The organism is Acidicapsa dinghuensis, assembly GCF_025685685.1.
Classification (GTDB): domain Bacteria; phylum Acidobacteriota; class Terriglobia; order Terriglobales; family Acidobacteriaceae; genus Acidicapsa; species Acidicapsa dinghuensis.
Genome location: NZ_JAGSYH010000002.1, coordinates 11,509 through 31,790 on the forward strand (window position 1 = coordinate 11,509; position 20,282 = coordinate 31,790).

At 58.0% G+C, this 20,282-nt stretch carries 14 protein-coding genes; 7 read left to right on the forward strand and 7 right to left on the reverse strand.

Annotated elements, in window-relative coordinates; genetic code table 11:
* Positions 1–87: 87 nt before the first annotated feature.
* Positions 88–3,693: a TonB-dependent receptor gene (locus OHL22_RS03570; RefSeq protein ID WP_263333335.1), complete on the forward strand. Its 3,606-nt coding sequence runs from the start codon at positions 88–90 to the stop codon at positions 3,691–3,693.
* A gap of 98 nt (positions 3,694–3,791) precedes the next feature.
* On the opposite strand, the gene OHL22_RS03575 is transcribed toward OHL22_RS03570, so the two are convergent.
* Complete coding sequence (locus OHL22_RS03575) at positions 3,792–5,171, reverse strand: glycoside hydrolase family 47 protein (RefSeq protein ID WP_263333337.1); 1,380 nt, start codon at positions 5,169–5,171, stop codon at positions 3,792–3,794.
* 79 nt (positions 5,172–5,250) lie between these two features.
* Between OHL22_RS03575 and OHL22_RS03580 the strand changes: the two genes are divergently transcribed.
* Entirely contained in the window at positions 5,251–5,445 is a 195-nt protein-coding gene (locus tag OHL22_RS03580; protein ID WP_263333339.1) for a hypothetical protein, read from the forward strand.
* 13 nt (positions 5,446–5,458) lie between these two features.
* Here OHL22_RS03580 and infB read toward each other — a convergent pair whose 3' ends face one another.
* The 3 genes from infB to OHL22_RS03595 all read right to left on the reverse strand — a co-directional run bounded on the left by infB (position 5,459) and on the right by OHL22_RS03595 (position 11,460).
* On the reverse strand, positions 5,459–8,851 hold the full coding sequence (infB, locus tag OHL22_RS03585) for a translation initiation factor IF-2 (RefSeq protein ID WP_263333341.1): 3,393 nt from the start codon (positions 8,849–8,851) through the stop codon (positions 5,459–5,461).
* A 245-nt stretch (positions 8,852–9,096) separates the two neighbouring features.
* Positions 9,097–10,701, reverse strand: a complete 1,605-nt coding sequence (gene nusA / locus OHL22_RS03590; protein ID WP_263333343.1) for a transcription termination factor NusA — start codon at positions 10,699–10,701, stop codon at positions 9,097–9,099.
* 153 nt (positions 10,702–10,854) lie between these two features.
* On the reverse strand, positions 10,855–11,460 hold the full coding sequence (locus OHL22_RS03595; RefSeq protein WP_263333345.1) for a ribosome maturation factor RimP: 606 nt from the start codon (positions 11,458–11,460) through the stop codon (positions 10,855–10,857).
* A 300-nt stretch (positions 11,461–11,760) separates the two neighbouring features.
* On the opposite strand from OHL22_RS03595, the gene guaB reads away from it, so the two are divergent.
* The 5 genes from guaB to OHL22_RS03620 all read left to right on the forward strand — a co-directional run bounded on the left by guaB (position 11,761) and on the right by OHL22_RS03620 (position 17,550).
* The gene (gene guaB, locus OHL22_RS03600) at positions 11,761–13,284 is read left to right on the forward strand and encodes an IMP dehydrogenase (RefSeq protein ID WP_263333347.1); all 1,524 of its coding nucleotides are present in this window, start codon (positions 11,761–11,763) and stop codon (positions 13,282–13,284) included.
* Between the two features lie 43 nt (positions 13,285–13,327).
* Positions 13,328–13,801, forward strand: coding sequence for a VanZ family protein (locus tag OHL22_RS03605; protein WP_263333349.1), 474 nt, complete (start codon positions 13,328–13,330; stop codon positions 13,799–13,801).
* Between the two features lie 329 nt (positions 13,802–14,130).
* Positions 14,131–15,660, forward strand: coding sequence for a DHA2 family efflux MFS transporter permease subunit (locus OHL22_RS03610; protein ID WP_377819920.1), 1,530 nt, complete (start codon positions 14,131–14,133; stop codon positions 15,658–15,660).
* Between the two features lie 118 nt (positions 15,661–15,778).
* Positions 15,779–16,162 (forward strand): hypothetical protein, encoded by a 384-nt coding sequence (locus tag OHL22_RS03615; RefSeq protein ID WP_263333354.1) that lies wholly within the window; start codon positions 15,779–15,781, stop codon positions 16,160–16,162.
* Positions 16,163–16,329: 167 nt separating this feature from the next.
* Positions 16,330–17,550, forward strand: coding sequence for a VWA domain-containing protein (locus OHL22_RS03620; protein ID WP_263333356.1), 1,221 nt, complete (start codon positions 16,330–16,332; stop codon positions 17,548–17,550).
* A gap of 18 nt (positions 17,551–17,568) precedes the next feature.
* Here the strand turns inward: OHL22_RS03620 and OHL22_RS03625 are convergent, their stop codons facing one another.
* The 3 genes from OHL22_RS03625 to OHL22_RS03635 all read right to left on the reverse strand — a co-directional run bounded on the left by OHL22_RS03625 (position 17,569) and on the right by OHL22_RS03635 (position 20,191).
* Positions 17,569–18,291: a phytanoyl-CoA dioxygenase family protein gene (locus OHL22_RS03625; protein WP_263333357.1), complete on the reverse strand. Its 723-nt coding sequence runs from the start codon at positions 18,289–18,291 to the stop codon at positions 17,569–17,571.
* Positions 18,292–18,496: 205 nt separating this feature from the next.
* Positions 18,497–18,970, reverse strand: a complete 474-nt coding sequence (rplQ, locus tag OHL22_RS03630; RefSeq protein ID WP_317890884.1) for a 50S ribosomal protein L17 — start codon at positions 18,968–18,970, stop codon at positions 18,497–18,499.
* A gap of 126 nt (positions 18,971–19,096) precedes the next feature.
* Positions 19,097–20,191 carry a DNA-directed RNA polymerase subunit alpha gene (locus tag OHL22_RS03635; RefSeq protein ID WP_263333359.1) on the reverse strand — a complete coding sequence of 365 codons (1,095 nt, stop codon included), beginning with the start codon at positions 20,189–20,191 and terminating at the stop codon, positions 19,097–19,099.
* Positions 20,192–20,282 lie beyond the last annotated feature (91 nt).

The window sequence follows — 20,282 nt, forward strand, 5'->3', positions numbered from 1 at the left end:
TTCATCCCCCGCTTTCACAACGCATTTCTTCGCACATAAACGGAATTGGCAGACAGAATCAGCAGCAATCTTCAGGAGGCAGTACGTATGCAAAAGGCCACACATCCATCGCGATTGCGGAATCTGCGATGGACATTAGCAACTGTCATCGCATTACTGACACTGTTTCACGTACAGCTGCACGCTCAGCAGACGCAGGGCTCAGTTGATGGCACGGTAAAGGATTCCAAGGGCGCATTAGTGCCCGGAGCGACCGTCACGCTGACGAACACGGACGAGGGCGCCGTTCGCTCAACCACGACCACTTCCAACGGTGGTTTTAGCTTCCAGGACGCCAAGGCTGCTCACTACAACCTTGTAGTGGAAGCGCCAGGATTCGAAACGTGGCGGACTGACGGTTTCGTGCTCGAAGTGCGGCAGCAGCTGCATCTGGACGCGACCTTGGCGATTGGTTCCGTTCAGCAGCAGGTAACGGTGAGCGCCGACGCTGCCTCAGCGATCGAAACGGAAAGCCCTACGATCAGCGGCACATTTACCTCGGATGACGCCACCAATCTGCCGGTGAACACCCGAGCCAGCTTCAGCGGAACCAGCGCATTTGCGATTCTTGGCGCGCTGCCCGGCATGCAGGCGGACGGCAACAGCGGCAGCAACGGTTTCTCACTTCAGGGGGCATTGCCCTTCCAGACCGACGTCACGGTTGACGGCGTCACGCTGAAGGATCCTGGCGGCAGCAACATCCTGTCGGAATCTTTCCCCTCGACCGAGTCGATCTCAGAAATCCGCGCTGACGGCGCCCTGAACAGCGCCGAATATGGCGAGCCAGGACAGGTAATCGTCACCACCAAAGGCGGCACCAACCAGTTTCACGGCGCGGGATTCTGGTACTACCAGAGCTCGGACTTCGATGCGATTGCCTACACCAACCCAACGACGACCACCAAGCCTTCGTTGATCGGCAACACCTTCGGCGCAAGCGCGGGCGGCCCGGTCGAGATCCCTCACCTCTACAACGGCCACAACAAGAGTTTCTTCTACGGCGCTTATGAAGGATGGCGCCACCCGTCCCAGGTGACGCAATTCGCCAAGGTTCCCAGCACCCTGATGAAGCAAGGCGACTTCTCAAAGTACTCCTCGTCGAGCCTCGACGGCGCACCTGATCTTGTGGACCCCTTCACCGGCGCGAACCTGGGGACCGCGCTCCCGAGCGGCCTCATTAACAAAATCTCCTCGGATACGCTTTCAACGTTCTTCCCCGACCCGAACATCGGCGATCCCACTGCCTACACGGACGACGGCACCCCTAACTGGGAAAAGAATGTGGATGCGAGCGCTCACTCAGATCAGTTCGATATCCGCGGCGACCAGTACTTCGGCTCCAACCAGAAGCTCCTTCTCTGGGGCCGGTTCACCTGGAAAAACGATGCTTCAAATGCCTATGCTCAATACAATTTGCCTTCGTATGTGGATAGTGGCAAGAGCCGCGTGCTGAAGGTCGATGCCAACTGGTCGATCAAGCCCAACCTCATCAACGAAGGCAGCTTTGGCTTTACTCGCTGGACCTCAACCAGCGTCAACCCATACAACGGAACAGCGTGGACCTCGGGAGAAGGCTGGGTTGGCCTGCAAGATTTGTGGTTCAATGGGCTACCCGACATGGGCTTCAACAACCTGACTGGCCTCACCGTTGGCCGTCTCAATAGTCCCAGTAAGTCGTATACCTACGACTATAACGATGTCCTGATCTGGTCCAAGGGCAGGCACACCATCAAGGCAGGCGTAAACGTCCAGACGGTGGAAGCGTACTCGACCCTCGGCTTCCAGGGAGACGACAACTACGGCACGTACTATTTCAACAAAAGCAACAGTTCGGGTCTTTTCGAACCCGTCGACTTTGCCGACTTCCTGCTGGGAACTCCTTATCAGAGCTTCTACGACGTCGTGCGGCAGGATAATGACGGTGTCTCGTTCAAGTACCATGCATTTGCCCAGGATGAGTGGCGCGTCTCTCCCCGCCTGACTCTGTCCTATGGCCTTCGTTATGAACTGCAGCCCGGCTACTACGACAGGGGCGGCGACATCGGCAACTTCAACACGTCTCCTGCACTCTCCGGCGGGATCATCTATCCAGACGGCAAGCAATCGCTACTGGCACAGGCTTATCTCGCGAGCGCCAATGCCTGCGATCCGGATGGTGTTACTGCGTCCAATAGCGCAACGGTCAACGGCGCGCCCTGCATGCCCGTACAGGACTACAGCCAGGCTGGTTTTCCGCAAGGCTTGAGGAAATATCCGAAGCTGCGCTTCATGCCGCGCCTTGGCTTTGCCTATCGCCCCACCTCAAGCGACAACTGGGTCGTACGCGGCGGCTATGGCATCTACAACAACACTCTCGGCGGCTCCGCTTTCTACTCGCTTACCGGTACCATCCAGGCTGCCACCGCTACTTATACCAACTCCTACAACGCTTCGACGCACGCGGTAGGCTTCCAGTGGCCGAATGTCTACGCCGGTTCCAACGGCGCCTGCACGAACTGCTACGGAAGCGACTACTTCGGCACCGCGAACAGCACCAACTGGAAAGATCCATACACGGAACAGTGGTCGCTGAGCATTGACCATGACCTGGGCAGCGGATATGCAGCCCGCATCACCTACATCGGTTCGGAAACACACCAGCTCATTTGGGCGCCGGATGAAAACACGCTTCCCTATTCGTCGACAGTTTCGGCCAACAACGAGCCTCTTTCGGCTAGCCGCTATCCCAACTGGGGCGTAATCAATACGCGCGCCACAGGCGCCGATGCGAGCTACGAATCCGTGCAGCTCGAAGCGAGCCATCGTCTGCAGCATGGACTGGAGTTCCACTCCACATACACTTTCGCCAAGGCGCTGGCCGATAACCAGGGCCCTGCCGAAAACGGATTCGCCGGGGAAAACGGCGGCAACCGTTCCACCACTCCCTTCACTCCCAACGTCGATTTTGGCAACGTAGGCGGCACCCGCCGTCACCGCTGGAACACGACGGTGCTCTATGATTTGCCGTTTGGCCGTGGCAAGATGTTCGGCTCAAACATGGCGCGTGCGGCTGATCTACTCATCGGCGGATGGCGCCTTACCTCAATCCTCACTGTGCAAAGCGGTGACTTCGAAACCCCGTACTTCGACGGCGGCGAGGGCGACCCTTCAGGAACCGGATCTGGCCTGGGCGGCACACTGGCCGGAGCTTCTCTGCCGGGACGCGCACAACATGCCGATGACGTTCCCGGTGTGAGCCGTGTTCCCAACGGCCGCACCCGTTTCAACTGGACTAACGGCGCAGCCTTTGCCTGCCCCGGAGACCCAAGCTGGACGCTCGGAACCTCCTGCACCACGGGCGCCGGGTATGACTCCAATGGCAATCCACTTAGCGATCACCCGCTGCCTATCGGACGCTTTGGCGGCAGTCAGGTCGGCTCGGTAGTTGGCCCTAACCTTGTCAATCTTTCCTCTGGCTTAAGCAAGAGCTTTGCAGTAACCGAACGAGTTCACCTGAAAGTGGAAGGCACGTTTACCAACGTACTGAACCACACCAACCTGAACGATCCGAACCTCGACTTGAGCTCGTCCAGCTTTGGCGTCATCAACAACGCCATCAGCGCGGACTTTGGCGGGGCGCGTACAGGACAGGTTTCAGCGCGGCTCGAATTCTAACTAAGCTTCACAGTAACTCTCTGGTTGGCGTGAGCCCATTTGGGCTCACGCATTTTTTTTGCGTTTAGAGAGGATTAGAGAAAGAAGAAAGATGCGGTTCAGTGAGCGGCCGCAAGGCTTTTTTTCATGGGGTGGGCTTCGGTGTTGAAGATGATGGAGTCGAAGTCGAGAGTGGACTCGGGAGAAAAGAGGAGATAGAGATACTTCAAGGTTTCGGCGAAGAAGAAGCTCTCCATGGAATCGGTTTTCTTTTTTGTGCGCACGTCTTTGAGCGCAGCAAAGGCGTCGCTGGTGCGGCAGTAGCGCATGATGTTATCGAAGTAGGTCTTGCCCATGGCGAGGTACTTTGCATCGTGCGTTGCGTGGTAGAGGTAGTAGGTTGACTCGATGATCTCGGGGCGCAGGGGATATTCGGGAGAAACGATCTTCATCTTCGCGTAGTCGAAACGTTCGGGCTCGATGCCGGCGACGTTCCACATTTTGTAGCCGGAGTCCTGGAGTTTGGCGGCGCGATCGATTTCATTGGAGAGGACGAGCACGGCTGGGAAGAAGGCGTCGAGTGCGCCGTAGGTAGCGCCGGTGCGTGCGCCGGTGTTCATGTCGGCTTCGCCATACCAGAGGCCGGTGGGACGCTCGTCGGCGAGGTACTGGTTGATGGCGGGAAGGCTCTCCTGCCACATCTTTGCGCAGTCCTTGTCGTCGAAAAGGATGGCGGCTTTGGCCATGTATTCATAGAAGGAATCCGTGCCACCCTGGATAGTAGCGGTCGAGTCGAGCCATTTGCCTGTTTCGATGTTGATGGTGGAACCGAAGAGTCCTTTAGCAGAGCGGCGGTTATACAACTCGACCATCGCGCGCTTGGCTTTGTCGTAGTATTCGGGTTTGCCGGTGAGGCGGGAAAGCATGCCGTATTCAATGAGCATTGTGCCGACTTCAGCCGGGTTGCTCTCGTTGCCTCGAACGGCGCCGGTGTGCAGATTGATGTATTCCCAGGGCATGCCGGTGGGTGAGTTGAACATGGGCAGCATGCGATGGCCAAGATCGTCGGCGAGCTCAAGCAAGCGCTTGTCTCCGGTGAGCTGATAGGACGAGAGCAGGCCGCCGATCATACGGATGGTGATCTCGAAATCTTTAACGTAGATGTCCTGATCGAAGTTGAGCTGGGTGTCGATGAGGCCGTGGGCTTCGTCGGCCTGTGGCTTGAGATCCATGATGACGAGTGTGTCGAGGGCGTCGACGGGAGTCATGAGGAGAGAATGGCCGTACCAGTCAAAGGGCTCGTGAGTGAGGGGATGCAGTTCATCATGGCCCCATGCGTATTTCTTGTAAGCGTTCCAGGCGCGGAGGGTTTCGGCTTTGACGTGGGTAGCGTATTGCGCTTTTTCGGCGTCGCTCATGGGGGTTGATGGAGCCACGGGGAGAGCATGCAGAGCGGAGGTGGCGAAAAGGGATAGGACGAGCAGGAGCCGGATTTTCATAGGTGCCATTGTAGGTGGGTGTACGGGGAGTGGTTCGGGTTCGCGCTTACACGCGAAGATGATGCGGATTCCTTGCGGAATGACAGCAAGAAAAGCAAAGACAAAAACGAAAAGCAGATCCTTCGCTGCGCTCAGGATGACAAGCGGCGATGGCAATGTGCGCGAGAGTGATTTTCACTTTGTCCGGAAAAATGCAGAAAGGATGGGCATCCGGGGAGTTTTGGCTGGGCAAAAATTCAGGCCGGCATCTGTGATGGATGCCGGCCCGGAATGAATGGTGTAGGGGTTTAGTTGACTGCTTCGGCTGGTTCCTTAGCTTCCTTAGCTTCTTTGGCTTCCTTGGCAACGGCTGAGGCCAGACGGCCGAGGTCGCTGGCGATGCGCTCGGTGGAGAACGCTTCGATGACGTCGCCTTCCTGGAGGTCGTTGTAGCCGAGGCCGACACCGCACTCCATGCCGTTGGTGACTTCCTTGACGTCGTCTTTGAAGCGGCGTAGCGAGGCGATCTTACCCTTGAAGACCTGCTCGGTGCCACGCATGAGCCGGAACTCGGCGTCGCGACGGAGGATGCCGTCGGTGACACGCGAACCGGCGACGGTGCCGATCTTGGGAATGCGGATGACGTTGATGATCTCCGCACGGCCAAGGTAGTTTTCGCGGAAAGTTGGATCGAGCAGGCCGAGCATCGCTTTGCGAATCTCATCCTGCAGTTCATAGATGATGGAGTGCAGGCGAATTTCGACTTCTTCCTGCTGCGCGAGCTCTTGCGACTTACGCTCAGGACGCACGTTGAAGCCGATGATGATCGCATTGGATGCGGAGGCGAGCAGGATGTCGCTCTCGGTGATGGCGCCGACGCCAGAGTGAATGACCTTGATGCGCACCTTCTCGGTGGACATGCGGACCAGCGAGTCGGCGATGACCTCGACCGAACCGGTAACGTCGCCCTTGATGATGAGCGGCAGGTCTTTGACGCCAGCGGTGCGGATCTGCTCGGCAAGACCCTCGAGCGAAACACGGCTCGACTTGGCAAGCTGCGCTTCACGCTCCTTCATCTTGCGGAACTGAGCGATGTTCTTGGCACGGTCGCGGTCGGCGACAACAAGGAAAGTATCGCCGGAGTCGGGCATGCCTTCGAGACCGAGGACTTCGACCGGAGTCGAAGGTCCGGCTTCGACGATGGCGCGGCCACGGTCATCGAACATGGCGCGGACCTTGCCGAAGGTGTTGCCGACGATATAGCTCTCGTTGACATGCAGCGTACCGTTCTGTACCAGAACCGTAGCCACGGTGCCGCGTCCGCGGTCGAGCTTGGCTTCGAGCACCGTGCCGACGGCCTTGCGGCCGGGGGTAGCGGTAGGAGCCTTGACGTCGGAGACGAGACAGATCATTTCGAGCAGGTTGTCGAGGCCGATCTTCTTCTTGGCCGAGACGTTGACGTAGTAGGTATCGCCGCCCCACTCATCGGGGACGAGTCCGCGATCGGCGAGTTGCTTCATGACCCGGTCCGGATTGGCATCGGGCTTATCGATCTTGTTGACGGCGACGATGATGGGAACACCAGCGGCCTTGGCATGATCGATGGCTTCGATGGTCTGCGGCATTGGGCCGTCATCGGCTGCGACAACGATGACAGCGAGGTCAGTGACCTTGGCTCCGCGGGCACGCATGCGTGTGAAGGCCTCGTGGCCGGGAGTGTCGAGGAAGACGATTTCGCGGCCTGAAGCCGGGGAGCCTTCCTTGGCGAATTTAACCTTGTAAGCGCCGATGTGCTGGGTGATGCCGCCGGCTTCGCCAGAGGCGACATCGGTTTCACGGATGGCATCGAGCAGCGAGGTCTTGCCGTGATCGACGTGGCCCATGACGGTGACGACGGGCGAGCGCGGAACTTCAGCTTCGTCGAGGTTGTCGCTTTCGAGAATCTCTTCGAGAGCCTGGTTGGCGATCTCGTCTTCGTAGCTGATGACGGTAGCGCCTGCACCGAAGCGGGCTGCGACGTCCTTGACCATTTCAGCGTCGAGAGACTGATTCACGGTTACGAAGACGCCGCGCATGAGCAGGGTTGCGATGAGGTCCTTGGCGCGAATTTCGAGCTTCTCGGCGAGATCCTTAACGCTGATACCTTCGGTAACGGTGATTTCCTTGGTAATCGGCGGCGGCTCACTGCCCAGGTACACGCCACCGAGACGCGGCGGCGGCGTGAAGCCCTTCATCGGGCCTTCCTTGGTCTTCGGATACTGCTGCTGACGGCCACGGCCCCTGGGGGCGTTTGGACCGCGCGATGGGCGCGGCGCTTCACCCGGCGGCGGAGCCATTCCAGGTCCGGCACCGAAACCGCCGGGGCGGGGACCGCCAAAACCAGGGCGGGAGCCACCAAAGCCCGGACGGGGACCGCCGGGGCCGCCGGGACCAGAACCGGCAAAGCCTGGGCGCGTGGGATGCTTGGGACGCGGGCCCGCAGGGTGCTGTGTGTGCGGACCGGCCTGTGGACGGGGTCCGTAGCCGCCACCCGGGCCGCCCTGAGGACGGCGATCAAAGATAGGTTTGCCGCGCTGGATTCCAGGGCCACCCGCAGACGGGGTGGGAGCCGCAGAAGGTGGCGGCGGTGGCGGAGCTTTGTAGACGGGACGCGGGCCGGTCTGAGGCATGACCACGCGGCGAACCTGCGGCGGAGGTCCGGATGGTGCGGCTGGAGCAGCCGGGACGGCGACCGCAGGAGCCGGGGTTGCCGGAGCAGCGGTTGCAGCAGGCGTTACGACAGCAGGAGCAACTGGGGTCGTGGCAACGGGTTCTGAAACCTCGGGTTTTGCGACAGGCTCGACAGGGGCCGGAGCAGCGGGCTCAACCACTGCAGCGGCGGGAGCGGCAACGGTTTTTACCGGCTCCGGGGTAGCGGGCACGGGCGGCGCTGCGGGAACAGTAGCAGCGGGTGCGACAGCCACGACAGGTGGAGCAGCCGGCTTGGGCTGGGTTACGACAACCACGGCTTGTGCCGGAGTTGCCGGAGCAGGGGCAGCGGGAGCCACGGGAGGCTTGACCACGACTGCACCGGCGGGCGGCGCTACGGCAACGGCCGGGCGCGCTGGTGCCGGAGTGGGTGCGGAGGCTGCCGGCTTGGCGACTACGGGGCCTGACGGTGGACGGGTGCCGATGGCGGGTCCTGAAGCTGGCGGCGGCTGCACAATAGGCGGAGCCTGACGAGGCTGCGGAACAATGCGACGCGGCTCAGGCTTGGCTGGCGCAGCCGGGGCAGATGCCGCTGAAGGCGCGACGCGAGCCGTGCCTGGCGCCGGAACCGCGGGACGAGGCGCTGCCGGAGCGGATGTAGGCGCACCAGACGGCGGCCTTACAACCACGGGCGGAGCACCGCCGGGGCGCTGAGACAACTGGGCCTGACGCTCCATCTCCTGCTTGCGGGCGAGAATAGCCTTGAGAGCATCGCCGGGCTTGGAAATGTTGGACAGGTCGATCTTGGGCTTTTGCTCTGCGTCGTGCCGCGCACCGGACGCTGGACGGGAGCCGCGCTCAAAATGTGCTCGAACACGCTCCGCTTCGCCCGCCTCAATGGAGCTGGAATGGGTCTTGCCCTCGGCCAGACCCATGGTCTCCAGGGCATCGAGAATCTGTTTGCTTTTAACCTCTAGCTCACGCGCCAGATCGTTGATTCGAACCTTGCTCATCCGCCTCTTTTCGTTGCCTTGCTCAACTTCAGTTAACCGGTCATAGCAACCTCACGGTATCCGGAGGCAAAACCAGCCAGGAAGTCTTTCGAGGCGGAGATTGTGTGCTCACTGTTAGCCCATACAGGCCACCGAGCTGCCGCGAAAGACTGTCCCCGAAGGCTGGAATTGCCGGGAACTACGCCTATTGCTATTATCCTTCGATTTCTCCCATGCGGGAGAGCCGATATTTACAGGGCGGCACATTACTCGCCGCCCTGCCCTTCCCGTTCGTTCTCATTGATGCCGTCGATGGCCGCTTCCTCAGCAAACTCAGTTTCCTCGAGAGTTGCTTCGGGGTTGGCCTCGTGGACAGGCTCGGTCTCTTCGCTCTCGACCGGGTGAGCCCGCTCTGGATCGGCGGCGTTTTCAGCTTCCATGGTTTCTGCTGCAGCCGTCTCCTCGTGCTCCGCGGAGAGTGCCGCTGTTGCTTCTTCGACCGGCTGATCAGGAGTGCCGGGCTCATCTTCTTCGGTTGCAATGGCTTCTTGAGAAGGGGACGTCTCAGCCTGCGGCTGCGCCTCACCTTCCTCATACTGGCCGAAATAGTGGCGGACTGCGACGCTGATGCGTTCAAGCGTCTTTTCGCCGATGCCGGGGATCTCTTCAAGCTGCTCGGGAGTCATGTCCGCAAGCGACTCGACAGTGGTGATGCCAGCAGCCACGAGCTTCTGGATGATGGTTTCGCCCAGCTCGGTGACAGCTTCGATCGGCGTGGTCTGACCAGCACCAAAGCCACCCATCTGCTGCTCGACTTCCTGCCGCTTTTCTTCCTCGCTCTTGATGTCGATCTTCCAGCCGAGGAGCTTGGCGGCGAGGCGCACATTCTGCCCCTTCTTGCCGATAGCGAGTGAGAGCTGCGTATCGTCAACGATGACTTCGAGTTGCTTTTCGCTAAGATCAACGATGGAGACACGGCTGACCTTAGCCGGCTGCAACGCTTTCTCGGCGAAAGTGGTGATCTCTTCGTTGAACTCGATGATGTCGATCTTTTCGCCGCGCAATTCACGGATGATGGACTGCACGCGCATACCCTTCATGCCGACGCAGGCACCGACGGGGTCGACGTCTTTGTCACGGGACATGACGGCGATCTTAGTGCGCTCACCTGCCTCGCGGGCGATGGCCCGAATGACCACGGTGCCATCATAGATTTCAGGAACTTCCGACTGAAAAAGGTTCGAAACCAGCTCCGGAGCGGCGCGGGAGACGATGACCTGCGGGCCTTTCGCGGCACGGTCAACCTTGAGCAGAACGACGCGGATGCGCTCGCCGATAGAGAACTGCTCAAGACGCGACTGCTCACGCTTGGGCATGCGGGCCTCGGCCTTGCCGAGATCGATGATGACGTCCTGCCCCTCAATGCGCTTGACAGTGGCGGAAAGGACTTCTTTTTCGCGGTGAGCGTATTCGTTGAAGACGGTGTCGCGTTCCGCTTCGCGGACCTTCTGGAAGATGACCTGCTTGGCAAGCTGGGCGGCAATACGGCCGAGCGGGCGCGTGTCTTTGTAGAGACGGATTTCGCTACCGGGCTCAAGCTCAGCTCCAGCGGCAATAGCCTGCGCCTCTTCGAGCGTGATCTGATTGACGGGATCTTCGATGTCATCCTCGCCCGCCATCACGGTCTTGTAGGCATAGACGGCGATCTCGCCTGTCTCTTTATTCAACTCCCCGCGCATGTTCTCCTGCGTTTTGTAGTACTTGCGGGTAGCGAGGGCGATTGCCTCTTCGACGGCACCTACAACGATCTCGGGGTCGATGCTCTTTTCACGGCTCAGCATCTCGATGCTCTGGTACAACGCACTGGACATAGTGTCAGTCTTCCTACCTTCGCTTGCTTCGGAGCGGTGCGCGATTAACGCTGCACATCGCCCCCAGAAAATCTCTACTGCACCGGACGCATGCCGGGCTGCAACGTTCCGGACAGTTCCGCCAGTGAAGGAGGATTCTGTCCCACTGTCCGGCTAGAACTCCGGAACCAGATGCGCCTTTTCGATATTGCTGAAGGCGATTTCGACCGTACTCACACCGGCCTTACGCGATTTGCTGTTCTGGCGCGTCGCGGTAAGGTCGAGCGTAATGGCCTCGGCACTTACGGCGATGAGGCGGCCTTGCCAGTGGCGATTGTTGGCGATGGGCTCGAAGGTCTGCACCTTGGCCAAAGCACCCTGAAACCGCTCGAATTCGTCCGGACGGGTGAGCTTGCGGTCAAGGCCGGGAGAGCTGGCCTCTAGCGTGTACTCCCCATCGGGGATTAAATCTTCCACGTCCAGCAGCGTTCCAAAATCGCGGCTGAACTCGGCGCAATCTTCGTGGGTGAGCCAGGAAAGATGCTGGGGGTTGAGGTTACCCTCGGCAAGCCGAGCGGGAGCAGTACTCTCATCGCCGCCCTCGATGCTCCCGGCTGCCTTGCGAATCAGTTCCTCTCGCCCCGCCGCATTCTTCTCCAGATAGATGCAAAGTGTGCGTTGTTTCGCTGTACCGGTCATTTCGACATCGACAACGTCGAGGCCGAGCGATGAAGCGACCCGGTCAGCCGCGCTTCGAATTGCATCCAGATTCACTGCCATCCGTTGAATTGCGCCTTAAAACTTTGCCTTTCGCGCCGAAAAATTTGAACCAAAGAAAAAGTGGGCGATTAGCCCACTCATCTCTCCGCCAGCCGGAATACGCACGGACCTCGCGGACAAATTCGTCTGCTCTTCTAGGATACGGCGAAATGTGCGGAAATACAACGTTGGGACGAGATTTACCTACGTTTACCGTTGCGCCTTGGCGGCTCCGCTACAATAGCGTGAAGCGCAAGCCCCTCCCGGAGCTGCCTGATCTGCAGTTTGAAGCGCCGGGGTGTATTCGCGCATCCGAATCTTATGTTGAATCATCCGCTTCCTGAAGCTCTGACGTTTGATGACGTCCTGTTAGTTCCTGCCTTTTCCGATGTCGTACCGACCCAGGTGAGCACACAGACACAGCTCACGCGCGACATTACGCTGAATACGCCGCTGATCTCTGCCGCGATGGACACGGTGACGGAGTCGCGCATGGCAATTGCCATGGCACAGCAGGGCGGCATTGGCATAGTGCACCGCAATCTCTCCATCACCGAGCAGGCAGGGGAGATCGACAAGGTAAAGCGCTCGGAATCGGGCATGATTGTCGATCCGGTGACGATTGAGCCGGATCAGCCGATTTCGGCGGCCCTGGATGTCATGCGGCGCTACAAGATCTCGGGCGTGCCGGTGACGCGGGGCAAACGGCTGGTGGGTATCCTGACCAATCGCGACCTGCGTTTTGAGACGCGGTCGGATGTACCGATCGACGACGTGATGACGAAGGAGAATCTCATCACGGTGCCGGTGGGAACGACGCTGGAAGAGGCGGAGCTGATACTACATCAGCATCGCGTGGAAAAGCTGCTGGTGGTGAATGACCAGTACGAGCTGAAGGGGCTGATTACTGTCAAGGATATTCAGAAGAAACTCAAGTATCCGAATGCCTCTAAGGACTCGAAGGGACGGCTGCGTGTAGGCGGCGCGATCGGCGCTACCGGCGACTTTCTGGAGCGTGCGGCGGAGCTGGTAAAAGCACGGGCGGATGTGCTGGCGATTGACTCAGCGCATGGGCACTCCTCGCGGGTGCTGGAAGCGGTGCGCGAGGTGAAGAAAGCATTTCCGAACATAGGTTTGCTGGCCGGCAATGTAGCAACATACGAGGCAACGCTGGCGCTGATCGATGCCGGTGCGGATGCGGTGAAGGTGGGATTTGGTCCGGGGTCGATCTGCACGACGCGCATGGTGACGGGTGCAGGCATGCCGCAGGTAACGGCGGTGTCTGAGGCCTATCGCGCTGCGAAGGAACGCGGTGTGCCGATCATCGCCGATGGCGGCATCAAGTATTCCGGTGAAGTGACGAAAGCAATTGCTGCGGGTGCGAGTTCGGTAATGATCGGATCGTTGTTTGCCGGTGTGGATGAGAGCCCAGGTGAAACGATCCTGTACCAGGGACGATCGTTCAAGTCGTATCGTGGCATGGGCTCGTTGACCGCGATGGCGTTGGGGTCGAGCGAGCGCTATTTTCAGTCGAGCAACGATGCAGGCTCATCGGCTGAGAATGTGGAGAACGTGGTGCAGCGGGAGAAGTCGAATCAGAACAGGCTGGCGAAATTCGTCCCCGAAGGCATCGAGGGACGGGTGCCGTATCGCGGGCCCCTGGAGAACATGGTGCTGCAGCTTGTGGGCGGATTGCGCTCAGGTATGGGCTATCTGGGCTGCGGGACGATCCAGGAGCTGCAGGAAAATTCGCGGTTTGTGCGCATTACGGGCGCGGGATTGCGCGAGAGCCATGTGCACGATGTGATCATTACGCGCGAGGCGCCGAACTACCACGTTGAGTAGCCAGACTGCTGCATCGACAACGGAGCACCGGAAGCTATGGCCCATGTTAAGCGCGTGGCTGCCGGTGCTGTTTTGCGTGCTGGTGATTGCTGTCGAATCGACGGCATATTTTGGTGCGGACCATACGACTGGGCCTCTCCGGCGGTTTTGCGAATGGCTGCTGCATCACCGTTTCGCAGATGCGCAATGGGATGAAGTTCACCACTACATTCGTAAATGCGGCCACTTCACGGGCTATGGCATTTTGTCTGCCGCGTGGTTTCGCGCGTTCTGGATGACTTTCAGGCAGCGCTTGACAGATTTTTCGGCACGGTGGAAATTGCATGGGCTGGCGCTGCTGGGAACTCTTCTGGTGGCTTCAGCAGATGAGTTTCACCAGAGCTTTTTGCCAAACAGGACGAGTTCGATCTATGACGTTCTGCTGGATTGTACGGGCGGATTGGTAGTACAGTTGCTGATCTGGACCGTAATGCGCGGGCGGAATCGAGACTCAAAACATGGAAGCCTGGCGGGTTAGGTCTCAACCGGTTCTTTTCCCCCGTGATTTGTGCATCTCGCGGCACGGTTTTGCCATCTGGATAGGGAAAGTATTTAAGCAGGTGCGCAGGGTTGGTTGAAACTCTGCTCCTGACGAGACGTTTGCGGAAATCTCTTATATTCAACTCCCGCGAATGTACCCAGAGACCGTTCATTTGATCGAAGGGATATTGCATGGCGACTGCCGCAGGGGCTCTGCCCGCCGGACAGGCTGTAACTAAATCCGGCGAACCCCAAGTTACTGTTGAGAACCCAAACGTTTCGGCGCATGCGCACTGGAAGCCGCGTGTCAATCCGTGGCTGATTGCGATGACGGTGGCGCTGGCTGCGTTTATGGAAGTGCTCGACACATCGATTGCGAACGTGGCGCTGCCGCATATTGCGGGCGATATGGGCGCGAGCACCGATGAAGGAACATGGGTACTGACGAGCTATCTGGTCTCGAATGCGATTGTGCTTCCGCTGGGCGGATGGGCTTCGAACCTGATTGGGCGCAAGAACTTCTTTCTCCTGTGCATCACAATTTTTACGGTTGCCAGTTTTCTCTGCGGCATTGCGCCAACGCTGCCGCTTCTGCTGTTGTGCCGGGTATTGCAGGGCGCAGGCGGCGGTGGATTGCAGCCAATGGCACAGGCCATCATGGCGGACAGCTTTGACGAGCGGCAACGCGGACAGGCCTTTGCGCTTTACGGACTTGTGGCCGTGCTGGCGCCGTCGATTGGGCCTTCGCTGGGCGGATGGATCACGGACAGCTACTCGTGGCGATGGATCTTCTACATCAACATTCCGGTTGGCATACTGGCGTATGTTCTGGTGACGCGCATGGTGGATGACCCACCGTGGATCAAGCCCGATCGCAAGAATCTGTTGAATGTGGACTACATCGGACTGGCGTTCCTGGCGCTCGCAATGGGCGGCTTGCAAATCATGCTCGATAAGGGCGAGGAGAACGACTGGTTCGCCTCGAATTTTATCCGCGTGTTTTGCGCGTTGTTTGTCTTCGGTCTTATCGGGTTGATTGCGTGGGAACTGCGGCAGAAGAATCCGCTGGTAAATCTTCGGCTCTACAAGTACAAGAACTTTGCGATCTGCTGTTTTCTGATGATGCTGGTGGGCGGCGTGCTCAATGCGAGCACGGTGCTGCAGCCGCAATTTTTGCAGCAACTCATGGGATACACTGCGACGGATGCGGGGCTGGCGTTGACCGCGGGCGGCTTTTCGCTTGTGGTGGTGATGCCGTTTGCTGGCATCCTGACGGGCAAATTTCCTGCGCGCAATATCGCCGCCGTGGGATTCTGCTTTTTTGCGCTGTCGTTCTGGGTGACGACGAAGGTGCTGAATCTGGGGATGAGTTTTGGTGCTTCTTCCTGGCTGCGCGTGCTGCAGCTTGCGCCAATTCCCTTCTGCTTTATTCCGATCACGACAGCGGCATATGTGGGCATTCCGCGCGAGCAGAGCAACCAAGTTGCGGGCCTGATCAACTTTGTACGCAATATCGGGGGTAGTATCTTCATTGCCATCACGGGCGCGGCGGTAACGAACCGGTCGCTATGGCACCAGGCGCGGTTGCAGGAGAGCATGTCGAACCTGAATCAGCCGTTTGCGCAACAGGCAAGCGGCCTGGGTGGATTCCTTGCGCAGCACTTCGGTACGGGCAACAGCCAGCGGATGGCGCTTGGCTCGATTTATGACCAGCTCAACTTGCAGGCGGGAATGCAGGGCTATATCGATGTCTTCATGATGCTGTTCTGGATGTCGATTGGGATGATCTTTCTGGCGTTTCTGCTGAATAAGAACCGGCCTGGTGCTGGTGGTGGCGGCAGCGCGGCAATGCACTAATTTTGGGCGTGATTGCGCCCCAATGCCGTTTACGGGTTACAGTATTTACAAGATCCGCCGACTCATCGAGCTAACTCGTCCATTGGCTGCAAGCAGTCTCCCCCGAAGAGGCTGAAGCATGAAGTTGTCATCTCTTAGTATTCAATCGAAGTTTTTGCTGGCCGCATTAACCCTATGGTGTGCGTCAATTCTACTAGTCAGTCGCGTAATTCCTGCCCCAAAGGACGTGACTATCCTGTGCCTGTTTGCCGAGATTTCACTTGCCATTTTGGGGACAACAGAAAAGAACAAGGAATTAGGCCGAATTGTCGAAGCAATGTGCATCGGCCTATATCAGGCTGCCTTTATTTATTTAAATAAGCTACAAGGTTTTCTGTTTTGGGCGATGCTGGCGACGGTGTTCGTAATGACGTGGGTGTTTGTAAGGAACTCCTACAAAGCGCTCATCAAGCTGCACTCGGGAGCTTATTGTCGACCTCCAGTGTCATCTGACGTTAGCTAGCGCTTCTTGCCGATTTTGCATGTTCAATCAGATCGTCCGGCGTAAGATTGTGGCTTACGCCGGGGTGGCCTATCAGACATCTGCTGAAGATTCCGGGAAGGCACACGGGCCAACTCCTTCTCCGCTATCTCTGCGCAGCCTGTGTTGTCACAGGAAGCTGTGCACTGATGACGAGCCAAACAACTCCGCCCCTCGCGAAAAACTCCCCGCCCTTCACAATCCAGAAAAATGTCGATCGAGTTCTGGTACCGGTCATCGTGCGCGACAAAGAGGGGCACATTGTCGAGCACCTGGAAGAGAAGGACTTCCAGATATTCGACAACGGCAAGCCGCGCGCTATTAACCTCTTCATGATCGAACGCCGGGTAAAGACGTTTTCTGCGACGGCAACGAACGGGTCGCGGGGCACGATTCTCCAAGATCCTGCGATCAAACGCCGCGAGAGGTCTGCTCCGCCGCGGTTTATCGTGCTGGTCTTCGACGATATGCACCTGAGCATCGAAGATATGGCGGCCGCGAAAAAAGCTGGCACCGAGTTGCTTGCGGGTTCTCTGCTGGACACCGATTACGTTGCTGTCGCATCACTATCGGGGCGCACCAACAGCGGCCTTACTCAGGATCGCGCGAAGCTGCAGGAGACGATTACGAGTCTGCAACCACGAAGCGTCTTAAAGCCGAACCAAACAGACTGCCCAAAGCTTGACTATTATGAAGCGGACTTGATCGAGAACAAACACGATCAGACAGCCCTGCAAGATGCCGAGCAACAGTTGAAGATATGCAGCACGCCTCCCCCGGATATGTTGGAAGAAATGGCAGAGATGGCAGCACGGCGCACGTTTTCGGCTGGTCAGCTGGATGTAAAGACATCCTTCGGATGGATCGAACGGTTCATCCACGCGATGTCGGATTTGCCGGGGCAGCGAACACTGATTCTGGTTTCTCCAGGGTTTTTGACGATTACCCCCGAATCGATGGACGCTGAGTCACACGTGATCGATGCGGCTGCGAGATCGGATGTGATGGTCAGTGCGATGGATGCGCGCGGCGTCTATGTAGCCGAGATGAATGCGAGTGACGATATGCGAGGGAGATCGCCGCGTGCGGTCACTGACTTTCGCCGGAGCGCGATGATGGGAGCAGGAGGTGTAATGTCGGAGCTTGCAGATGCAACGGGAGGAACCTATTTCCATGGCAGCAACGATTTGAGCGCCGGACTGGAAAAGCTTGCCGATGCACCCGATTGCGTTTACATGCTGGAGCTTTCGCTCGACGGTATAAAGCAGAACGGGACTTATCACCGGCTGAAGATCAAGATCGATCAAGAGGGAGTAAATGTGCAGGCGCGGCATGGGTATTTTGCGCCTAAGCCGGAAAAGAAGAAGTAGCTGTTCTACAGAAGCTTCTTACACTTCATTGTTCGAGAGCCATTTGAGACCATTAGGAAGTGGGATCGAAGCGTAATCGATATGAATCACACGTCGATGGCTGGGTGAGCTAGAAGGCGAGGATGCATGCAACAGTAGCGGTCGCATCAACAGCACTCCTCCTCGGTCGACTTCACAAACGGCTTCGCGTCCGAGTTCGCGAACAGCAGCAATCTCATTCTCTGCGATGCGTCCCTTGTTATGGGAACCGGCGATGACTCGTAACGCACCATTGTCAGCATGGCATTTATCCAGATGAATACGAACAGTAAGTATCTTTTCGAGAATGCATGCGGGTGGCTGAACATGCAGAACGTCGGACTTGATGGACCAAGGGCCGAAACCTTCCGTCTCGATTCGCTGCTGCACGGCGATTGTCAGATCCTGATGCCAGGGAACCTTCCAGTTCGCATCGGGAATCTTGTCGAAGAGGATGCCGCGGACCGGGAAGAATTTGTCGCCGAGAACAGGCTCAACAAGGTTCCGGATGTTGTTGGAGTGAGCGAGTTCGCAAACGTCTGAAGAAACATCGAGGAGATTGCGGATGGCGAAGATGCCGCCGCGTCTGCGAACGGAATCAGTCTCGTTAATGTGACTCAGCGCCGCTATCAAATCAGTTACATATTCTTCAGAAGTGACCTCGCTATAAATTGCGAATCCGCTTTGCGAGATTTGTTCTGCAACCGACATAGATGCGAGCATGCCTTACTCTAACAGGCAGTGATCGCAATCATGTCTGGACACTAGGACGCGAGCGCTTCGATGGCAACGCAAAGGCTACAATCGTGTCTCCGAGCGCCGCTGACTGACGTGAAAAAAGGAAAGCGCCCACCATAAAAGATGGGCGCTTTTGTTTTTTTGATCAACCGCTGTTAATTACATCGGTTTCATAAACGTTTCAAATGTTTTATGCGGCTTCTTCGCCGCCCTCTTGCTGCTTCTGAGCCTCAAGCTCCTTTTCGAGAGCTTCGCGCTTCTTAGCCTTGACTTCGGCGCGCTTCTGGCGCTTCTCGTCGAGTTGCTTCTCGGCTCCGAGGAGCTCGACGAAGGCCTTTTCGGCGCCGTCGCCCTTCTGGAAGCCAGTTTTGACGATGCGCAGATAGCCGCCCTGACGATCACCGTAGCGGGGCGCGACGGTCTCGAAGAGGCGGGTGACCGACTCATCGGTGGTGAGGAAGGCCAGCGCCTGACGGCGTGAGTGGAGATCGCCCTTCTTGCCGAGGGTGATCATCTTTTCGACCAGCGGGCGGACAGCCTTGGCCTTGGCCACGGTGGTCTCGATACGATCTTCGAGGATGACGGACGTAGTCAGATTGCGCAGCAGCGCGCGGCGATGGTCCGTCTTGCGTCCGAGTTTGAATCCTGCATTGCGATGGCGCATGATTGTTGCTCTCTTTCAATTCAGTAGCCGCAACTCATGCGGCAGTAACTAAGTGTGAGTGTGGAGTGTGAGTGTGAAATGCGACCGGAAGGGGTTCACACTTCACACTTGCACACTCACACTCGGTTAGAAATTCTCGGTTTCGGTCGGCAGCATCATGTCCACCGAGTCCAGAAGCTCATCCTCATCGTCGAAGCGGCCAAAGCCACCGGCGAGCGCAGCGGAAGGAAGAATGCTGGTCGGTCCGGGTACGGCGTTGCCGTTTTCGTCGATCTTCATGCCGAGCGAAAGTCCCATCTGGGCGAGGATTTCCTTGATCTCGTTGAGGCTCTTGCGACCGAAGTTCTTGGTCTTGAGCATTTCGGCTTCAGTCTTCTGCACCAGTTCGCCAATGGTCTGGATGTTGGCGTTCTTGAGGCAGTTATAGCTGCGAACCGAGAGCTCGAGCTCTTCCACAGAGCGATTCAGATTGTCATTGCGGAGCAGCATGTGGCCGGCTTCGCCATGGGTGTCGGTTTCGATTTCTTCCTCGAAGTTGATGAAGATGTTCATGTGGTCCTTGAGCAGCTTGGCGGCGAGGCCCACGGCGTCAGCCGGGAGCACAGCTCCGTTGGTCCACACTTCGAGAGTCAGTTTGTCATAGTCGGTGATCTGGCCGAGACGAGCGGCTTCTACAACGTAGTTCACACGGCGCACAGGCGAGTGCACTGAGTCCACCGGGATAAATCCGATCCCTAAGTCGGCGTCGAAGTTCTTGTCGGCGGAGACATAGCCGCGGCCTCGCTTGAGGCGCATTTCCATGTCGAGCCGACCTCCTTCGCTGACGGTCGCGATGTAGATGTCCTTATCGAGAATCTCGACATCGCCGTCGGCCTCAATCATGCCGGAGGTGACAACGCCGGGCTGATCGGCGCGCAGATAGAGCGCCTTCGGACCATCGCCATTGAGCTTAAAGGGAATCTGCTTGAGGTTGAGGATGATGTCGGTCGCGTCCTCAACTACGCCAGCAATGGACTGGAACTCATGCAGCACGTCTTCGATGCGGACGGCGGTAACCGCGGCGCCTTCGATCGAGCTCAACAGGGTACGGCGCAGAGCATTGCCGATCGTGGTGCCAAATCCGCGCTCAAAGGGCTGTGCGCTGAACTTGCCGTATTTGTCTGTAAGTGTCTCCGCATCGAGTGCAAGACGCTTCGGTTTCTGGAATCCTCTCCACAACATCTCTTATTTCCTTTTCCTGCGCGGGATATACGCCGCGAAGCATTTTGCGGCGGGACCGTGCTGGTTATCCTTCGTTTCGGATGACCCGGAC